Genomic DNA, 20,232 nt, shown 5'->3' with positions numbered 1-20,232 from the left:
TCGTGGCCTCCTTCGATTCCATCGTCATCGGCGAGGACTGGATCAGCGAGCACTACTTCACCACCGACTCGGCGAAGGAGTCGTTCCACGGCAAGGTGCTCGAGCTGCGCAAGCTGTGGGATGCGGAGAAGAAGGAAGGGCGCACAACGGTCCGCGACGACTTCCTCGCAGCCACGAAGGAACTTCAGACCGCGCTCGCTGGGCTCGCCGAGAACCCTGACAATGCCTCCGAGGCGCATGCCCTGGTCCGGACGACGTTCGGCTACCTGGCTGCGTTGTCGGCGTTCACCGCCGAGCGCGCGGGCTCCGAGCTGGAGATCCCGAACTCGAAGCTCGACGGTGTCGCCGAAGTGTTGTTCCTGCAGGCCGTTCCTGTCGCCTCGATCGAAGATCTCCTCGACCCCGATACGGGACTCTTGATCACCCCGGCCGTCGAGGACAACAAACCGATCGAGTCCGCTTCGAAGGCCGTGTCGGCGGCGTTCCGCTCGGATACGCCGCCCGCGTTCGTGGTGGTGCAGGCCGGGCAGTGGTTGCTGCTCGCGGAAGCCGAGCGCTGGGCCGAGGGGCGCTACCTGGCCGTCGACCTGCTCGTCGTCACCGAGCGCCGGCACGAGGCGAAGGGCGGCGAGGTCGACCGCGTCGCTGCGATCTTCGGTAAGCAGGCGTTACTGCCGGACGCGGACGGCAACATCTGGTGGACCGGAGTGCTGGAAGACTCGGTCAAGCACACAGTCGGCGTATCGAAGGATTTGCGCGAAGGCATCCGGCTGTCCATTGAGATCATCGCCAATGAGGTGGTCCGACGCCGCGCCGCCAAGGGTCTGACCCTCGAGGGGATCGACGGGGAGGACCTGGCGAAGCATTCGCTGCGGTTCCTGTATCGGATCCTGTTCCTGCTCTACGCGGAAGCAACGCCCGAGATGCGGGTGCTACCGACCGGTGCAGCCGAATACGAGGAGGGTTACGGTCTGGACCGGCTCCGGGAGCTGACGCTCACCGAGCTGGTGTCTGACCAGGCCCGTAACGGCACCCACCTGTACGAGTCGCTGGCGACGCTTTTCCGGCTCGTGGATCAGGGCCACACCCCCGCACTCCGTGATGAGAACCCGGACGATCCGGCGCCGGGTCTGGAGTTTCAGCCGCTACGTGCGGACCTCTTCTCCCCGGCCGCGACCGCGCTGATCGACGAGGTCGGTCTCGGCAACGAGGCGACACAACGCGTGCTCGAGCACCTGCTCCTTTCGAAGGAGAGCAAGGGACGAAAGGGTGCCGACCGCGGCTTCATCTCCTACGCGGAGCTGGGCATCAACCAGCTCGGAGCGGTGTACGAGGGGCTGATGTCGTACACCGGATTCTTCGCCGAGGAGGATCTGTACGAGGTCGCGAAGAATGGTGACCCGGAGAAGGGTTCGTGGGTGGTCCCGGTGGACCGCTCAGATCATCTAAACGAGAAGGACTTTGTTCGAGCAATCGATGAGGCAACTGGCGAAGAAAAGCCGGTACTGCATCAGAAGGGCACCTTCGTATTCCGGCTCGCCGGCCGCGAACGCCAGCAGTCGGCATCGTACTACACCCCAGAAGTCCTAACGAAGTTCGTGGTCTCGCAAGCACTCGAGGAGTTGCTGGATCAGGACGGCGAGCGGACCACGCCCGAGCAGATTCTGCAGCTCACCATCTGCGAGCCGGCCCTGGGGTCGGGCGCGTTCGCCATCGAGGCGGTCCGTCAGCTCGCCGCCGAGTACCTCAAGCGCAAGCAGGAGGATCTGGGTGAGCTGATCGACGCAGATCAGTACCCGGTCGAGCTGCAAAAGGTTAAGGCGCACATTGCCCTGCACCAGGTGTACGGTGTTGATCTCAACTCAACCGCGGTCGAGCTCGCCGAGATCTCCCTCTGGCTCGACACGATGGTCGCCGGTCTGCAGGCACCGTGGTTCGGCCTACACCTCCGCCGCGGCAACTCACTGATCGGTGCGCGGCGGTCAGTCTACTCACCGAGACTGCTCGCGAAGAAGCAGTGGCTCAAGACACCTGCTAAGGACGTACCCCTGGGTGAGGAGATAGGCGCCGGCATTCACCACTTCCTCCTGCCGTCCGAGGGGTGGGGCGCGGTGATCGACACCGCCGAAGCTAAGGCCTATGCGCCGGAAAAGCGCGAAAAGTTGCGGTTGTGGCGCAACGAGATCCGCAAATCGCCAAGTAAGACGATCGTCAAGCGCCTGCAGGCGCTGGCACAGCGGGTGGAAACGTTGTGGGAGTTCACCCTTCGTCGGCTGACGATCGCAGAGTCTGAAAACCGACGGGACATCTACCTCTGGGGTTCCGATCCGGTCTACCACGCACCAGCGGTGTCGCGTGAGGAGGTTGAGAATGTCCTCAGCAATCCGAATGGCGCATACCAACGCCTCCGCCTGGTAATGGACACATGGTGTGCGATGTGGTCCTGGCCTATGACTGCCTACGTGGAACCCCCAGACTGGGACACGTGGGTTGGCGGCATCGAAGCAGTTCTCGGCGTACCGATCAAGGAAACCGCCGCCGAACGACGGGGCCAGCTAAGTATGGGTCGAGACACAAGTTGGCAGGACCTAAACATCGCGGAGGATAACGATCTACTACTGTCGCGGACGATGCCTGTTGAACGTGCACACAACCAATTCCCGTGGCTCGTGGTCGCACACGATATTGCGAAGAGACAGGGCTATTTCCACTGGACACTCGACTTCGCGCCCGTATTTACACGGGGCGGCTTTGACCTCCAGGTTGGAAACCCACCATGGGTACGGCCCGAATGGGATGAAGCTAGCGTTCTCGCAGAACTCGACCCGTGGTGGCAATTGACGGAAAAGGCCTCGGAGACCGCCAAGAACGGGAAGCGCGCCGCGATGCTTTCCGCCACGGATGCAGCTATCCGAGTACTAGATGAGCGAGCAGAGCAAATCGGGCATCAGGAACTACTCAGCTCCAGCGTTGAACGACCAATTCTGATCGGTCTGCAGCCGGACCTTTATCGCTGTTTCATGAACCACACTTGGAACTCCGCCAGCAGCAGCGGGATAATTGGCCTTGTGCATCCTGATAGCCACTTTCAAGAGCAACGCGCAACCCTCCTCAGAGAGCAATCATACTTACGGCTAAGACGACACTGGATCTTTAAGAATCAACAAAAGTTGTTCACTGACATAGGGAATACCCGAGAGTTTGGCGTCCATATTTATGGGAGTCGACTGACATCTGTACAGTTCATTCAAGCGGCATGGCTGTACCACCCCGACACAGTTGTCAGGTCGCTTTCACACGACGGATCAGGAAAGTCCCCGGGAGTAAAAAACGCACGCGACGAGTGGGACACCTCGCCCCACGCAAATCGCGTCATCCGCGTGACGGACTCGGTACTGAAGAGCTGGGCCGAGCTCGTGGATGCACCCGGCACTCCTCCGACCCACGCCCGTATGCTGTACCCAGTAAATTACGAAAGCTCGCACACACTTCAGAAAATTTCCGCTTCACCAAGACTCGCCGAGCGGGGCTTCGACTGGACTGCCGGATGGCACGAGTCCGCCGATCGAAAGCGAGGAGTATTCAACCTTCGCTCGGCGGTAAATTCAGCCTGGTCATCAGTTATCCTCCAGGGCCCACACATTACCGTAGCGAATCCCATCTATCAACAGCCGAATACATCCATGAAGAGTCATCGGGACTATTCGGAGGTTGATTTAAACTCGATTCCCGCCGACTTTACACCAAGGACAAGCTACCAATTCTCAAGGCCCTGGCATGAGCTTTCGGATTTATATCCGAAGTGGAACGGAAAGCCTAGCTCGGAGTTCTTTCGAATTGCGTGGCGGGGAATGTCTGATCCCTTTTCGGTCCGCACCCTTCAATCTGCGATCATTCCGCCGGGAGCTTCCCATGTTCACGCTCTGCCATCGATGACTAGTAGAAGCACGGTCGAGCTGGCCATCACAGCCGGATTCTGGTCCTCGATACCGATCGACTTCTTCATTCGAGCGGCAGGAGTGTCCACAATTAACCAAAGTATTATTGGTCGATTGCCACTACACATCGGCCATCCCCTTGAGCCCCATCTTCTCCTTCGAACCCTCCGTTTAAATTGTCTCGTCGACGCGTACGCCCCTCTTTGGGAGGAGCTATTCGATCCATGCTGGCGAAGCGATTTCTGGGTTCCGCACATTGGCAACGAATATCCCGATCGCGCGACACTCGGCGGCATCAATTCTCAATGGGAATGGTCTACACCACTTCGGCGCGCCGCCGACCGCCGCCAAGCGCTGATTGAGATCGATGCAATCGTTGCAATCATGTTAGGTATCGAATCTCATGAACTGCTAACCATCTACCGCACTCAGTTCCCGGTTCTGCAGAAGTACGAACGCGAAGCTCTGTACGACGCAACCGGCCGTCTGCTCCCGACCAAGCTCGCGTCCGAATACCGCAAGAAGGGCTCCTCCCTCAAGCCTGCCGACCTCACCGTAGACGGCCTCACCTACCAGGAACCCTTCACCCCCGTCGACCGCGAGCGCGACATGGAACTCGCGCACAACCACTTCTTCAGGATTTCCGAATTCAGCTAGGTCCGGGGATCGAGAATAAACATGCAAGAATCGCCTCGAAAGGGACACGGTGTTCACAGAACCGCCAGACTTGTGCGAGACTGCCATGGAAGGGGTGGTTGCTGATCTTGAGTGCGGACAGCGATCCGCACTCAAGGTAGAACTAACCGATAGTGGAGTCATCCACGCTGTTAATTCCCCGCACGGGGATGGGTTGATCACTGAAACAGTGATAATGTGTGCCATCCGTAGCACCGTGGTGCAACACGGAGTCGAGGCGACTCGACAGTGACCACTCCTTCATCTCCAGAACTCCCGGTCGAATCCTCCTGGCAGGACGACCTTGTCGACCGTTCCTACCGGACATATAAAGCCAGAATCAACACGGCAGTCCGACTTCGGGTCCGAAATCATGTATGGAACACTGTTCTCATCTCCGCAACAACCAGTTCAGCAATCGCCGGTATTGCATTGGTTGCAGATTCGAAGCTATTCGGAGAGCAGGGTTCTACTATTTTTGCAGCAATGTCCGTTCTCGTGCTCGCAGCTTCTCTTGTCGTAACGGGGAAGAATTATGAGGGCAGATCACGGGATATGTTCGACAATTATCGAAAAATCCAGAGATTGTCCGCCAAGGCCGAGATGCTCGTCAAACAAAAGAATCGGCTCAGCAAGCTTGTAAACCACAGATCCATTTTAGAAATAAATCGCGAGCTCGAAAAGCTGTTCGATGATTATCAGGACCTGCTGGACGCATCCGAGAATCATACGCCTTCCGATCATAAGTCTAAGAAGACTAGTGGACGACCGCGGTCCAAATTCTATCTGAAATCGGGAGTGAAGCCTGCAGTACAACAGGAGACTACTGCAGACCAGCAGTGTTCCGAAGGTGCATCGGATTTTGGAAAAAGGATGGAACCGAGAGTTCAGGACTTCATCACATACGGCCCTCTGATTTTGTTAGCTCCATCTTCAGCGGTTCTCCTGAAGATTTTCTTTTGGGCATTCTAAGGGGTCCAATTGACGGCTTCACGCAATTTTCGCACCCAAACCAGCGCACAGAACTTGAGACGCATTTACCATGAAAATGTGGAGTTAAGCGTCGCAGTCGGTAGGGATGGGATTCATCCCAAGACTCTCAAGTCCAACCTACAAATCGAGGTTGATCGCATCAAGTTTAGAATGCGAAACGGGAGTCATCGGTTTACCCCATATCGGCAGATACTCAAAGTCAAAGACGCAAACCGCAACCCCCGCGTTCTATCAGTTCCGACGGCGCGCGACCGAATAGTACTTCGGGCTTTGATGAATACTCTGAATGCGACGTATACCCTCCCTCAACAAGAGCGCCCTCACCAGAAAGTTGAACGGATCAGGGCTGCGCTTGACACCGGCGATTACTCTGAGTGCCTTCGAATCGACGTGGTGGATTTCTACCCATCGATCAGCCACGAAATTCTCCGAAAAGAGCTCGCCCAGAGGATTCGGAAGCCGGAATTATTGACCCTAGTTGGGCGAGCATTGTCTACGCCGACCCTCCCCGATGGCCATATCAAGAGTAGGAGCCCCAACCTCAATGGGGTTCCCCAGGGTCTTCCCATTTCGAATGTTCTAGCGGAAATATTCATGCTTTCGATTGACGAACAGTTGGCAGGTATAGCTGGCGTTAGCTACTTCCGCTACGTCGACGATATTGTAATTCTTTGCCAAAAGGATCAGGCTGGAAATATATACGCTCGTGCATCGTCACTACTTGACGAGAAAAATATGAGACTTCATCCCCTTGACACGCCTGGGAAGACCTCAATCAGTCCGCTTGACGACGAGTTCGACTTTCTCGGATACGTATTCAAGAAAGGCAAGGTTACCGTCCGCGAATCAAGTCGACACCGTCTCGAAAACTCCATAGCGCGCGTTTTCACGCGATATCGATACCAATTGAAATCCAAATCCGGGTCTTCCCGACATGATTGGAACAGGCGATGCACCGAGGCGCTTGAATGGCACCTCAACCTACTTGTGACCGGCTGCATCCACAATGGCCGACGACACGGCTGGCTCCACTACTTTTCCCAGATCAACGATACTGAGATGCTCAAGAAGTTTGACCTACAGGTCGATCGAATGATCAAGAAGTACGGGATCACGGGTGAGGTGATGCCAAAACGGTTTACCTCGGCGCACTGGGCAATCAGATGCCCTAGCTCGCGACGCTCATACATCCCAAACTTCGACGCAATCAAGACGGACGAAAAAAGAGATACACTTTACCGGATATTTTCCGTATCGTCCCGCGTTTTGCGCACGCTGACGGACGACGAGGTGTCACATATGTTCTCGGCGAAAATTAACAAGGCTACCACTGACCTTGAGAAGGATATTGGTTCTGTCTACAGAAAATGAGCCGGTGACAACTATCTGGTCAGCAAATTCACTTCGAAATTAAGTTCGGATGAAGTCACGGCACACGACAGAACGGGAAGGGCAGACATCAATCATGGGAGCTCTACTCCCCACTCTCCAGGCCGACCGCCTTCGGGAGGGCCTGACCGACTACCTCGCAACCACCTTCGCTCTCACGGACCCCGACGCCCAGGGTGCCCTATCGGACTTCGTCGGCCATCCCGACACCGGCATGTTCAAGGGCCCCTACGCTCGCCTGCGCCTGCCGTTCGCGCCGGCGAGCGGCAACTGGGGCATGCACCTCGACTGGTGGCCAACGGGATTCACTCCCTACGGCCACCAGGCCGCCGCGTTTGAGCGATTGTCCACGAAGATCCATAGCCGTCCGCAGCCCACGCTCGTCACCACGGGCACCGGCTCCGGCAAGACCGAGGCCTTCCTCTATCCGATCATCGATCATGTCCTGCGAGCGAAGACCGCCGGTGTCACCGGGATGAAGGCGCTCATCCTGTACCCGATGAACGCGCTCGCCAATGACCAAGCCGAACGCCTCGCCCGACTGATCACCGAAAATTCCGAACTGTCCGGCGTCTCAGCCGGCCTCTACACCGGTGAGCAATCCACTGGTGGCCGCACCAAGGTCACCGTCGAGGGTCTCATCACTGACCGCTCACTGATGCATGCCGCTCCCCCGGACATTTTGCTCACCAACTACAAGATGCTCGACCACCTGCTGCTGCACCCCGACCGCGCCGATATCTGGCGCCTCTCTGCAGACTCACTGCAGTACGTCGTGCTCGACGAGTTTCACACCTACGACGGCGCGCAAGGCACCGACGTCGCAATGCTCCTGCGCCGCCTCGGCCTCACCGTCAAAACCCATTGGACCGACACCTCGCCCGTCACAGACACTGATCGAGCCCGGCCCCTGGGCCGGATAACCCCAGTCGCCACCTCCGCGACCCTCGGCTCCAAGGCCGAGCCCAGCGCGATGCTCGGCTTCGCGCACACCGTCTTCGGTGAGGAGTTCGACGGCGACGCCGTCATCGGGGAGACCCGGCTGTCCTCCACTGAGTGGCTGGCCGACCGCGACACCGCCCTCGACCAGCTCTACCGTCCGATTAACCCGTCCGCCCATGACGCTGCCAAACGCCTCGACGAATTCGCCGCCGGCACGGTCAGCAACGCCGCGCTGACTGCGGCCGTGCTCGCCGAAATGTTCGAGCGAAAAGAAGTGTTCGATCGCATCGACCTGTTCGGGACCGCAGACGACCTCGACAGCGACCGCGGCCTCACTCCCACCGACCTGCGTCACCTTGAGCCCCTCGAACAGCTGCATCTCCTCAAGGGGCATCCGCTGCTGGTCCGGGTCCTTGATCACGCTGTCGACGCAGTCTCTCTCGCCGACCTTGCTGAAGCGCTGTTCGATGCGCCTGCCTCCGACCGCGACACCCGCGGCATTCGGGCCGCGCAACAACGCTTCCTTGATTATCTGTTCGCAGCACTCTCCCATATCCGTGCCGAAGTCGGCCGTGCCGCGTTGAACGTCGATGTGCACCTGTGGATCCGGGAACTCTCCCGCATCGACAGGGCGGTTTCCCCCAGCACCACCTACCGTTGGTCCGACGACGGCGTCCACGAAGACGGCGATGTCATGCACCTGCCGGCAGTCTTCTGCCGACACTGCGGACGATCCGGGTGGGGTGCACGCCTCGCCCCCACCGGCCACGCCCTCGACGTCACCGACGACGCCATCCGCGCCGACCACGCAGCCGGCGCGTCCCGCTTCCGCGCGCTTATCTCCGCGCCGGCCGAAGCACTGCTCGACGCCACCCGACCCAGTTCACCGATCGAAGGCCTGCGCTGGTTCCGCATCGACGACCGCGAAATCTCCGACACTGCACCGGATCCGGACAGCACCGAACAACTCGAAGGCAGAGTCCTGCCGGTGCTCGTCCTGACTGGTGCGAATGCCGAAGAGGACTCCAAGAACGACATGTGCCCGGCGTGCGGTGTCGCCGACGGCATCCGCTTCCTCGGTAGCGCCGTTGCCACCCAGCTTTCAGTGACGCTGTCGAACCTGTTCGGTGACGCCCGCCTCGACGCCGACGAGAAGAAGGCGTTGATGTTCACCGACAGCGTGCAGGACGCCGCGCACCGCGCGGGCTTCGTCCAGGCCCGCTCCCACACTCTCAGCCTGCGCTCGACACTACGCAGCGCCCTCGGTGATTCCACGCTCAGCCTGCCCGAACTCCGTGACGCCGTGATCGTGCGCGCCGGCGACGACCCGGCCCGTCGTTATCACCTGCTCGCCCCTGACATCGTCGACCACGACGAGTTCACTCCGTTCTGGAAGCCCGACGCACCGACCAAGGCACGCAAGGACGCCACCAAGAAGGTGGAGAAGCGCCTCGAATTCGACATCGACCTGGAATTCGGCCTGCAGTCCCGGCTCGGCCGCACCCTCGAACTCACCGGCAGCGCCGTCGCCGAGGTCGATCTCGGCGGGCCGGAGCGTCCGGTGAGACTCGGCCGTGCCGCCCTCAACGCCACCGAACACCAACTGTCTCTCACTCCTCCGGACAACGCAGCCGTCGCCCGTTGGGTGCGCGGTACCGTCGAGCGGGTCCGCACGCGCGGCGCAATCCGCCATCCGTGGCTGCTCAAGTACATCGAGAAGGACGCGAACCGTCGCTGGGTGTGGGGCGCGCGCCCCAAGGGTGAGGGCATGCCCGCGTTCCCGAAGGGTCGCCCTGCCCCGGCGTTCCCCGCGATCGGATCACGCACTGTCCCCGAAGGATTCGACGCGATCACCGCAGTCTCGTCCTGGTACGCACGTTGGGCGTCGCAATGCCTCGATGTCTCACCATTCGACGGCAGCTTCCTCGCCCGGTCGCTGTTCTCGGTCCTTGCCGAACAGCGAGTGCTTACCGCGGTCCTCACCGAAAGCGGACTCACCGCCTACGGCCTGCCTCCCACCACAATCATCGTCTCGGCCCCCACCGACGCGGATCTCGCTGCCGGCCGGCACTTGCTGGTGTGCAGCGTGTGTCAAACCCCCACCCCGGGTTCGGCCACCGTCGTCGACGAACTCGACGGCGCCCCGTGCCTGCTCGTCCGATGCCCCGGCACTCTCACCCGCGCGCCGAAGGCACAGAACTTCTACCGCCGCCTCTACGACAGCTCCGAGATGAAGCGCGTCGTCGCACGGGAACACACGTCGCTCCTGCCGACCGCGACCCGACTCGGTTACGAGACCGCGTTCAAACGCGGCGGCGCCGACCCGCAGGCTCCCAACGTCCTCGTCGCTACGCCCACGCTGGAGATGGGAATCGACATCGGCGACCTCTCCACGGTGATGCTCGGTTCGCTGCCGCGCACCGTCTCGTCCTATCTGCAGCGCGTCGGCCGTGCCGGACGTCTGACCGGCAACTCATTGGTCCTTGCATTCGTCCGTGGTCGCGGTGAGCACCTTCCGAAACTGTACGACCCGACGTCGGTCATCCAGGGTGACGTCCGCCCGCCCGCGACCTTCCTCACCGCCGAGGAGATCCTGCAACGGCAGTACATCGCGCACGTCATCGATCGCCTCGCCCGTGACCCCAACACCGTCGCCCCGCGTGGCGCACGCGCGGTCCTCGGCAGCTTCGATCCGGACAGCTGGATGGCCAGATTGCTCGCAACTGTCGACACCGACGCCGACAAGCAGGTCGATAAGTTTCTCGCCCAGTTCGACGGCGTCCTCGACGCCGCTGCCCGAGACTCCTTGCGAACGTGGGCAACCCCAGGCGACGACGGTATGCCCAGCGGTCTCGTCACTGATCTACAGGAGGCCGTGCACCGCTGGAACCGCGATCTCACCGAACTCACCGCACGCCGCGCCGCTGTCGAAGCCGAGATGCCCGAGTTCGAGCGCCGCGCAGCGTCACCCGCCGCAACAGACGACGACCTGCGCGACTTGCGCACCGCCAAGGGCTCCCTGCGCCTTCTCGGCGGACAGATCCACGATCTCACCGAGGACTACTGGATCAGTGTCCTCGAACGCTACGGCGTTCTGCCCAACTACACGCTCCTCGACGACTCCGTCACCCTCGATGTCGGTGTCACGTGGATCGACCCCGACACCAACCAGTACATGGGTGAGGCCACCAGCTATCAGCGGGGCTCGCGGGTTGCATTGACCGAACTCGCACCCGGCGCCACCTTCTACGCGCAAGGCCTGGCCGTGCGGATTGATGCTGTCGATCTCGGGGCGGGCGAGTCCAACATTCATACCTGGCGGCTGTGTCCGCAGTGCGGATGGGCTGGGATCACCCTCGCCGGGGAGGAACCGCCGGTCGTGCACTCCTGCCCGCGCTGCGGGACCGGAGCCATCGCAGACGTCAGCCAGCAGCTGCAGGTCGTCGAGATGGCGCGGGTATCCGCAGAGGTTCGACGCGATGAGGCATCGATCAATGATTCCCGCGACGAGCGGCACAAGGAATCGTTCACGGTCGTCACCGCTGCAGACATCGACCCCGTCAACGTGGACCGCGCGTGGTTCGTCGAAGAACATGAGTTCGGCGCGGAGTACCTGCGCCGCATGGATGTTCGCTGGCTGAACATGGGCCGCCGTACGTCGCAGGGACGCACACGTCACATCGCCGGACAGGAAACCACCACCGGGCTGTTCCGGGTGTGCTCGTCCTGCGGGCAGCTCGACAAAGCTGCGGGTCGCAATTCCCGCTACGAACACCGCAGCTGGTGCCGGCACCGCAACGCCGCCACCGAACATGTCCGGGAGATCGCGCTCGCCCGCACCCTGCGCACCCAAGGTGTGCTGCTCCATCTGCCCCGATCACTCGAATACGACACGTTCGCCCATCCCAGCCTGAGCGCGGCGATCCTCCTGGGCCTTCGGCAGGTCATCGGCGGCTCCCCTGAACACCTCGACGTCGTCACCATCACCGACGCCCTCTACGCCCCGAACCAGCGTGCGCTGCTGATCCACGACACCGTCCCGGGTGGCACCGGCTACCTCGCCGAGTTCGCCGACCCTGCCAAGGTGTGGGCGGTGCTCGACGCCGCGCGCACCGTCGTGCAGAGCTGCGACTGCGCCGAACACGACCGGCTCGCCTGCCACAAATGTCTGCTTCCGTTCGCACCGCCACACGAACTCGACCGGGTGTCGCGGAAGGTCGCGGTTCGGGTTCTCGATCAGATCCTCGGCGTCGACGGCGACGCCGAACCGGACCGGCAGGCTTGGCTGGACGCCGTCACCGAAGAGGCACCCGCCAAGCCGATCGGTAGCGAGGAATCTCCGCTGGAGAAGGAGTTCTACGCCGCGTTCGTCGAACGGCTGCGATCCATCGGCGCCACGGTGAAGGAATCTCCCGGCACCTACGGCCCATCCGCGACGATCGTGCTGCCCGGCAAGAAGATCCGCACCTGGAAACTCACCCCGCAGGTTCACATGGCCAACTCGAAGCCCGACTTCGAGTTGAGCACGACCGATCCCGATATTCCCCGGATCGCCGTGTTTGCGGACGGCCGCAAGTACCACGCAGTGCCCGGCTGCAATCGCGTCGCCGATGATGCGGCCAAGCGGGCGATCCTGCGCGACAGCGGCCATCTGGTGTGGTCGTTCGGACATGAGGACCTGCAGCGGTTCAAGGAAAACGTAGCCGTCACGCCGGCGTGGCTCTCCGAGCAGGCCACCACCAACATGATGAAGGCAGGCAACCTCCGGCCGGCACTCGTCAAACTGCTGTCCGCAGACCCGATCACGATGCTGCTCGCGTTCGTCAGCGACCCCGACCGGGAGGCATGGGAAACCGTCGGTCGCTGGCTGCCGTTCGGATTCGTGGGTGGCAACAACCGCAGCAAAGGTGACGGCGACACCATCGCCGCCGTCGCCCTGGATCTGCTCGACGGCGGCAAGCCCTCATTCGGAGACGGCGTCGACATGTGCTGGTCGTACGCCGACGGGCCGTTGACCGTCACCGCCACCATGCGCACGGGTACCCGCGCGATGAATGCCGTTGTCGTCGTGGACGACCACGACGATCGGATCGAGATCCTCGACGGACGCGCGTGGAAGGAATGGCTACGGCTGTCCAACTGGTTCGGGCTCGGCGGTATCCACCGCATCACCACCCGAAGGCTCTTGGAACTCGACTCCAGCGCACCCGTCGAGGCACCGACTTCGGCCACGCTCAGCCCGGAATGGCAGGACCTGTTCGATTCCACCGTCTCCGATGTCGAGAAGCAGCTCGTCCTCGCGCTCGCCGAGACCGGCGTGCCGGTCCCCGAGCTCGGGTACGAGACCGAGGAGGGCGAGGTCGTGGACTTCGCGTGGGGCGAACATCGCATCGGCGTGCTGCTCGAGCCCAACGACGAGGTCACTCGTACGATGTCCGAGTCCGGGTGGACGCTGTGCCCACCGGATGCTGAACAGATCGCGGCAGCGATGAAGAACGGAGTGTCCTGACCGTGGCGAATCTGGTGATCGCGCCCAATACCGAGGCGCATTCGGTCTCGGAGAAGAGGTAAGTAGTGAAGGGCAGTATCAGAAGGATCACCGAGTTATTCGACGGAAACAGCAAGCACCTGCTGATCCCGGTCTACCAGCGGAACTACGACTGGAAGCTCAAGCACTGTGCCCGGCTGTTCGACGACCTGGTCGATATTGTCCGCCAGGACCGTGAGACGCACTTCTTCGGCGCGATCGTGGGTCATCCGGAGGACTCTTTCACCTACGTCGTGATCGACGGTCAGCAGCGGCTGACAACCACCAGTCTCCTGATGCTGGCGCTGATCCACTCACTCGACGACGGCACTGTCACATCCAAAGCTCCGAACCTTGCATCGGATATTCGTGACAGCTACCTCGTCCTAAAGACCAAGCACAATGCAACCAAGTTCAAGCTCAAGCCGGTCAAGAACGACAACGAGGCTTACAGCCGCTTGCTGCACGGAGATGTCCCGATCGAATCCTCCACCATCACCGCCAACTACCGATACTTCCGCGAGCGGATCACTGGAGGCGAGCTCGATGGTGATCAGATCTGGGAGGCGATATTCCGCCTGCAGGTGATGGCGTTGGATTTAGAGAAGCAGGACGATCCTCAGCGGATCTTCGAGAGCATCAACTCGACAGGACTCGAGCTCAGCGAAGCCGACAAGATCCGAAACGTGGTGCTGATGCACCAGCCGAGCCACCAACAAGAGGACCTGTACGAGAACTACTGGAACCGCATCGAGAAGGCTGTCGAATACCGCACCGACTGGTTCATCCGCTTCTATCTGGTCTCGAAGACAGGCAAAACGCCCCGACAGGACGCGGTGTACGAGGCGTTCCGCGAATTTCAGAAGAACGCCAAGTCGAGCACCCGCGAAATCCTCTCGGAGATGCGCGACTACGCCGAGTACAGCCACGAACTCAACACCGCCAGCACCGGGATTCCCGCGGCGGACAAGAGGTTGCGTCGGTTCAACATGGTCAAGCACGACGTGACGCTGCCGCTCACCATGCCCCTCCTGGGCGAGGTAAAGGCCGGGACGGTGTCGGCTGACGACTTCACACAGGTGATCGTCATCCTCGACTCCTACCTGTTCCGGCGCTTCATCAGCGGTGTCCTCACCAGTGCCCTCAACAAGATCTTCGCAACCTTGTACTCCGAGATTCATCGCCTTAGAGGCGAAAGGGACCGGTTCTCAGATGTGCTGGCGTACTCGCTACGCCGACGCACCGCCTCGGGCCGGTTCCCCACCGACGAAGAGTTCAAAGAATCATTTGCCACCCGTAACCTGTACAACATCAAGGGCGAGAACCGCAGCTATCTGTTCGAGTGCCTCGAGAACAACTGGTCCAACGACACCCACGATATCGCCAAAGCGCTGGAGAGCCAGTCGATCAGTGTCGAGCACATCATGCCGCAAACACTGACCTCGGCATGGCGGAACGACCTGGGTCCCGATGCCGAAGAGATCCACGCGACATGGTGCAATCGAATCGGCAACCTGACCGTGACCGGCTACAACTCGAGCTACTCCAACTCGACATTCGTCGAAAAGAAAAAGCGCGACAATGGGTTCGATCACTCGCCGTATCGCCTCAATGCACTGTTGAAAAGCTCCGATGTGTGGACGGTGGCGCAGCTCGAACAGCGAACCGAGGCACTGACCGAAGTCGCGCTGAAATACTGGCCCCTGCCATCCACGGACTTCGAACCGTACGTACCGCCTCTGCCCTCCGTACCGATGGGCGACGACGAGTCCTTCACCAACCGCACCATCGCCTCATTCGAGTTCGGCGACACTCGCAAGACGGTCGCAAGCTGGAAGGACGCTTACGTCGAAGTGCTCCGCATTCTTGTCGACGAACGCCGCGAGGAAATCTTCGCTTACGCATCGGAATCGAATGATCTGACAGTTGTCGATGATTCGTACGAGATACCCACTTGGGAGTCCCAGGTTGTTCCGGGACTGACGGTGATGACCGCGAACTCGACCCGATCGAAGCTGGCATCCCTGCGGAAGCTGTTCAATCATCTCGACGTGGACACCGACGACCTGGTGTTCACGCTCCGCAACAACGACACCGCCGTGCCTGCGGACATCGTGGACGAACCCGGTCCGTTCGCAGAATTGACGAAGTTCCTTCCGAGCATCGAGGAACTCTCGTCTACGGCGGCTACCGAAGAGGACACTCGTGGCCTCCGGAAGGAGTTCACCGAGGCCTTCACCAGGTTCACCGTCGCGAACCCCCAGGGGACGCTTCCGGGAAAGAACCTCCCCGACTTGGAGACCAAAGCGTTCATCGAGACGGCAACGGCCGAAGATATTCTCGCCGCGCTGAGCCTGATGTTCCAGGTCGAGAACATAATGCCCCAGTTCCACCGCCTGATCGCTTCGGGAACAGTGGTGCAGTGGCTGACCGCGCTGGCGTCGAGCTCGATCGGGGTCAGCGACGAGCACCGCGGCACCACCGGCAGCCTCCCTCTCGATGGCACGGGCACCCCGGCCACCGCGCAAGCCTCCGTCACGCTCTCGCCGCAATGGGAAGCACTACTCGATGCCACCGTCTCCGACGTCGAAATGCAGCTGGTAATCGCATTCGCCGCAGCCGACCTGCCCGTGCCGACCGTCGGTTACGAGACCGACGACGGCGAGGTCCTGGACTTCGCATGGGACGACGTCCGCATTGGGGTGCTGCTCGACCCTGACGACAACACAGCAAACAGGATGTCCGAAGCAGGTTGGACGCTGTGCCCACCCGATGCCGCACAGATCGCGGCAACGATGAAGAATGGAGTGTCGTAACTGTGGCGAACCTTGTCATCGCATCGAACACCAAAGCGATGAAGAAGCTCGACAAGTCGGTCAAGGAAAAAGAGTGGGCCTTCATCGAGAAGCTCGCGAAGGACCACACCGCTCCGGGCCTCCATATCGAGCCGATCCAGAAGGCCGTCGATCCGCGTGTTCGGACCGGCCGGGTGGACCTCCACTTCCGTGCAATCCTGTTCAAGATCGACGCCAAGCTCGGCGACGATCCGACGTTCATCTACATGGGTACGTGGCCGCACGATGAAGCCAACAAGCTCGCCGAGCGTTCGAAACTTCGCGTGAACCCCATCAACGGCGTCCTCGAGGGCATCATCGGTGAGCTCGACGGAGAGGAAGACCGCAAGAAGCGGACGGTGGTCCCCGACCCTCGAGGTGAGCTGAATCGTGCCGTGACGGCTCAACGACCGTCTTATCTCGGTGCCACGTTCAGTCTCTCTGATCTCACCGACCGTCTGGGACTCGACGTCGACCTCGCCGAACGCGCGCTGGCCGCTCCGGATGAAGACACTGTCCTCGACATCGCTGCGAACGCCGTTGGGTGGCAGGGCAGCGCCCTCCTCGACCTCGCCACCGGTCTACACATCGAAACAATCCGGGAGAAGCACGGATTCACCGACAGCCCTGTCGATGACACCCTCGACGAGGACGAACAGATCCTCAAGGCACTCGAACAGCCCGCGTCGAAGATGCAGTTCACCTTCGTCGAGGACAACGAGGAACTTCGACGCGTTATCGAGGGCGGCGACTTCGCGGCCTGGCGGACGTTCCTGCACCCCGAGCAGCGCAAGTACGTCGAACAGAACTTCAACGGCGCATTCCGTCTGTCCGGCGGAGCCGGCACAGGGAAGACCGTCGTCGCGATCCACCGCGCCCGGCGCATGGCGAAGGCGGATCCGACTACACGGATCGTCCTCACCACCTACAACAAGACCCTTGCGGCGGATCTCAAGGCGGCACTGAAGACGCTCGATCCCGACCTCCCGGTCGCCGAACGGCTCGGCGAGCCCGGCGTCTACGTCGACGGCATCGATGCCCTCGGCTACGCGGTCCTCAACCAGACCGGCGACATCGGTGCAGCGGCCGAGGCAGTACTCGGGTATCGCACCGAGCTCTCGCACCAACGAACCAACAGCGACAAGGTCTGGCGCGACGTCGCGCAGTCTGTCAACAGCGGTCTCGATGCGAAACTCGCGACACCCGGTTTCCTCGAGAACGAGTACGTCGCCGTAATTCTCGCCAACAAGGTGACGACGCTGGAACAGTACGCGAAGGTCGCGCGCCCTGGTAGAGGCGTGCGGCTGACTCGACCGCAGCGCATCGCAGTGTGGAAGCTGGTCGAAGCGTACCGCCGGCAGAGCCGCATGGACGGAAGTTTGAGCTTCCCGGAGATCCTCGCACTCGCTGCCGAACAGCTGCACCTCAGGGTCGAGGCCGGCAAGGGATTCCTCGTCGATCACGTGCTGGTGGACGAAGCCCAAGACCTCCACGCGACGCACTGGACCCTGCTCCGTCATCTTGTCGCAGAAGGTTCGAACGATCTCTTCATCGCCGAGGACTCCCACCAGCGAATCTATGGTCAGCCCGTGGTGCTCGGTCGGCTCGGCATCAAGATCGTGGGACGTTCACGACGGTTGACCTTGAACTACCGCACCACAGCCCAGAATCTCCACTTCGCAGTCAGCATCCTCTCCGGAGCCGAGTACAAGGATCTGGAGCAGGGCGACGAATCCACCAGTGAGTACCGATCTGCGCGTCTGGGCCCGAATCCGACACTGATCGAATGTACCGATCCTGCAGATGAGCTCGACAAAGTCGCTGAGCTCATCAAGTCCTGGATCGAGAAGGACGAGATCGACCCTGCAACGATCGCGGTCTTGACTCGTGGCCAGAACGACCGCAGCCAGTTCGTGAGGGCCCTCGGCGAGCGGGGTGTCGAGGCACGTGCACTCGATAGCAGCCCCGCAACCAATGGTCACGTACAGGTTCTCACCATGCACCGATCCAAGGGCATGGAGTTCTCCCGCGTCGTCCTCGCCGGCATCGACGACGCTCATGTGCCCTCCGCAGCAACGATGCGCTCCGTTCCCGAAGAGGAACAACCCGAAGCGCTGCTGCGGGAGCGGTCACTGCTGTACGTCGCGGCGAGCCGGGCGCGAGACGCGCTCGTAGTGACGTGGAGTGGTAGGAAGTCTGCACTGTTGGGGAACTCGAACGACTGAGACATGAGATGGGGACAGCCATGCCGCAGATACGCCGTACCGGAATATTCCTGCACACCGGAAATCCGGAATCGAAGGCTCGCACTCCGCGCAGTGGAGGTCGTGACGTAAAGAGCTCGGGTACCGGGGACCCAGGCAGGCTGCCCAAACCCAAGTCGACGCCGAAGAAGTCGCCGAAGTCCGGTCCTCTTTGCAGCTGGTGTGGCTCGGCGGCCAAGAAGTCTGGCCCGAGTTCTCAACCTCGATGTCGCCGCTGCAAGCGCCTCGAAGCCATAATTTCCGACGCCGCGGCCTATCTCGGCCAATATGGCCTACGGCCACTCGGCTCATCCACCGAGTCCGATTCACCGGATGAAGCCGCACATAGAAAGGCGGCATCTGCAGCTCGTCGAGAGCTCAACTCCGTGCGGAAATCTCGCACAGCGAAAGCTCCTACCGGTCGAGCAAAGAGGAAACTGGCCCAGACCGCGTCACCTGAATCGAAGTCGTCCCCAGTGGAGTGGGGGGCCAAAAACCAGCCCAAACGGACAAGATTGCCCGGACCAGGCCGCGATGACCACGCCAGAATCCTCCGCACGTTAGTAGAACTAGACATGCGCATTGAGGCTGAACGACGAAGCGGCGTACTCGAAACTGGCGGAGGACGCGCACGATTCGCCCAGTTGCAACAGCAACGGCACGAGCTTGCCAGTAAAGCAGCGAAGATCCAGGCAAGGGCCAGACAGAGATAGCGGATAGCCTGATGCCTGTACTCCACGTAGCTTAGTTTCGGCTTCCGAAGGCGGTGGCAGGTCCCCGATAGTCGGTCCGGTCGTTTCTAGAGCCGGTTCCTCTGTGCAGTCGATCAGTCGATCTCGCACGCCACGGGCTGGTGCCGGTGGGTGCATCCGGCAGCGTACTCGGCGGGGGTCTTGTACCCCAATGCCGAATGACGGTGTCGGTGATTGTGGTCGTCCTTGAAGTCCTCGATCACCACCCGGGCCTCGAGCAGAGTGGGCCAGTAGTTGCGGTTCAGACACTGATCGCGCAACCGGTTGTTGAACGATTCGATGAACCCGTTGTTCCACGGCGTACCCGGCGGAATGTAGGACACCCCCACCGACCCAGCACAGAAGTCCCGCAGCGCTTCCGAGATGAACTCCGGCCCGTTGTCCATGCGCAACACCAGCGGCGGCCCACCCCACATCGCGAACGCCTTCTCCAAGCCTTCGATCAACCGCCCGGCGGTGATCGAGCGGTCCACGATGTTCAACAACGACATCCGGGTATGTTCATCGACCATCGACGCGATCTTCACCGTCTTGCCGTCGACGGTCGAATCGAACTGGAAGTCTAATGCCCACACCACATTCGGAGCATCCGCGTCGACGACCGGAACGGAGGACAGGCCGGCACGTTTGCGGCGTGGAGCACGCCGGACCTGCAATCCTTCTTCTTTCCACAGGCGGTGCACCTTCTTCTTGTTCACCTCGATGCCCTGGTCGTAGCGCAGCCATGCCCACGCCCGACGAAACCCGTGCCGCGGATGCTTGCGGGAATACCTGCGCAACTCTGCGCGCAGATCGGCGTCCGGGTCGCCTGGTGTCTGCGCCAACGGCAACCGCCGGTAAACCGATCGGGAGAGCCCAACGACCTTGCACGCGAACCGCTCCGACATCTGTAGGGTGTCGGTGAGCATGGTGATCGCGGCGCGTTTGGCGGTCGGGCTT

At 61.1% G+C, this 20,232-nt stretch carries 7 protein-coding genes; 6 read left to right on the top strand and 1 reads right to left on the bottom strand.

The genetic code is table 11. The features are described from left to right. Positions 1-2: 2 nt before the first annotated feature. The 6 genes from ACPCXD_RS20205 (at position 3) to ACPCXD_RS20180 (ending at position 18,523) form a co-directional block, all read left to right on the top strand. Positions 3-4,595: a DNA methyltransferase gene (locus tag ACPCXD_RS20205; protein ID WP_423660990.1), complete on the top strand. Its 4,593-nt coding sequence runs from the start codon at positions 3-5 to the stop codon at positions 4,593-4,595. 267 nt (positions 4,596-4,862) lie between these two features. Then, positions 4,863-5,585 (top strand): SLATT domain-containing protein, encoded by a 723-nt coding sequence (locus tag ACPCXD_RS20200; RefSeq protein WP_423660988.1) that lies wholly within the window; start codon positions 4,863-4,865, stop codon positions 5,583-5,585. A gap of 78 nt (positions 5,586-5,663) precedes the next feature. Continuing rightward, positions 5,664-6,977, top strand: a complete 1,314-nt coding sequence (locus tag ACPCXD_RS20195) for a reverse transcriptase domain-containing protein (protein WP_423660986.1) — start codon at positions 5,664-5,666, stop codon at positions 6,975-6,977. 94 nt (positions 6,978-7,071) lie between these two features. Further along, the gene (locus ACPCXD_RS20190; RefSeq protein ID WP_423660984.1) at positions 7,072-13,446 is read left to right on the top strand and encodes a DEAD/DEAH box helicase; all 6,375 of its coding nucleotides are present in this window, start codon (positions 7,072-7,074) and stop codon (positions 13,444-13,446) included. Positions 13,447-13,511: 65 nt separating this feature from the next. Continuing rightward, positions 13,512-16,280 carry a DUF262 domain-containing protein gene (locus ACPCXD_RS20185; RefSeq protein ID WP_423660983.1) on the top strand — a complete coding sequence of 923 codons (2,769 nt, stop codon included), beginning with the start codon at positions 13,512-13,514 and terminating at the stop codon, positions 16,278-16,280. A gap of 2 nt (positions 16,281-16,282) precedes the next feature. Next, on the top strand, positions 16,283-18,523 hold the full coding sequence (locus ACPCXD_RS20180; protein ID WP_423660981.1) for a 3'-5' exonuclease: 2,241 nt from the start codon (positions 16,283-16,285) through the stop codon (positions 18,521-18,523). An 844-nt stretch (positions 18,524-19,367) separates the two neighbouring features. Here ACPCXD_RS20180 and ACPCXD_RS20175 read toward each other — a convergent pair. Next, positions 19,368-20,232, bottom strand: an 865-nt coding sequence (locus ACPCXD_RS20175; protein ID WP_423660979.1) for an IS3 family transposase, incomplete at its 5' end; no start/stop codon positions are given.

It is taken from the genome of Rhodococcus sp. AB351 (assembly GCF_049538275.1).
Taxonomy (GTDB): Bacteria; Actinomycetota; Actinomycetes; order Mycobacteriales; family Mycobacteriaceae; genus Rhodococcus.
Note: the sequence above shows the minus strand (reverse complement) of the source record. Positions and strands in the feature narration are given on the sequence as shown.

Bases quoted from the DNA above. Each gene is read 5' to 3' on its own strand.
- ACPCXD_RS20190 (WP_423660984.1), top strand. From the start codon at position 7,072: ATGGGAGCTCTACTCCCCACTCTCCAGGCCGACCGCCTTCGGGAGGGC.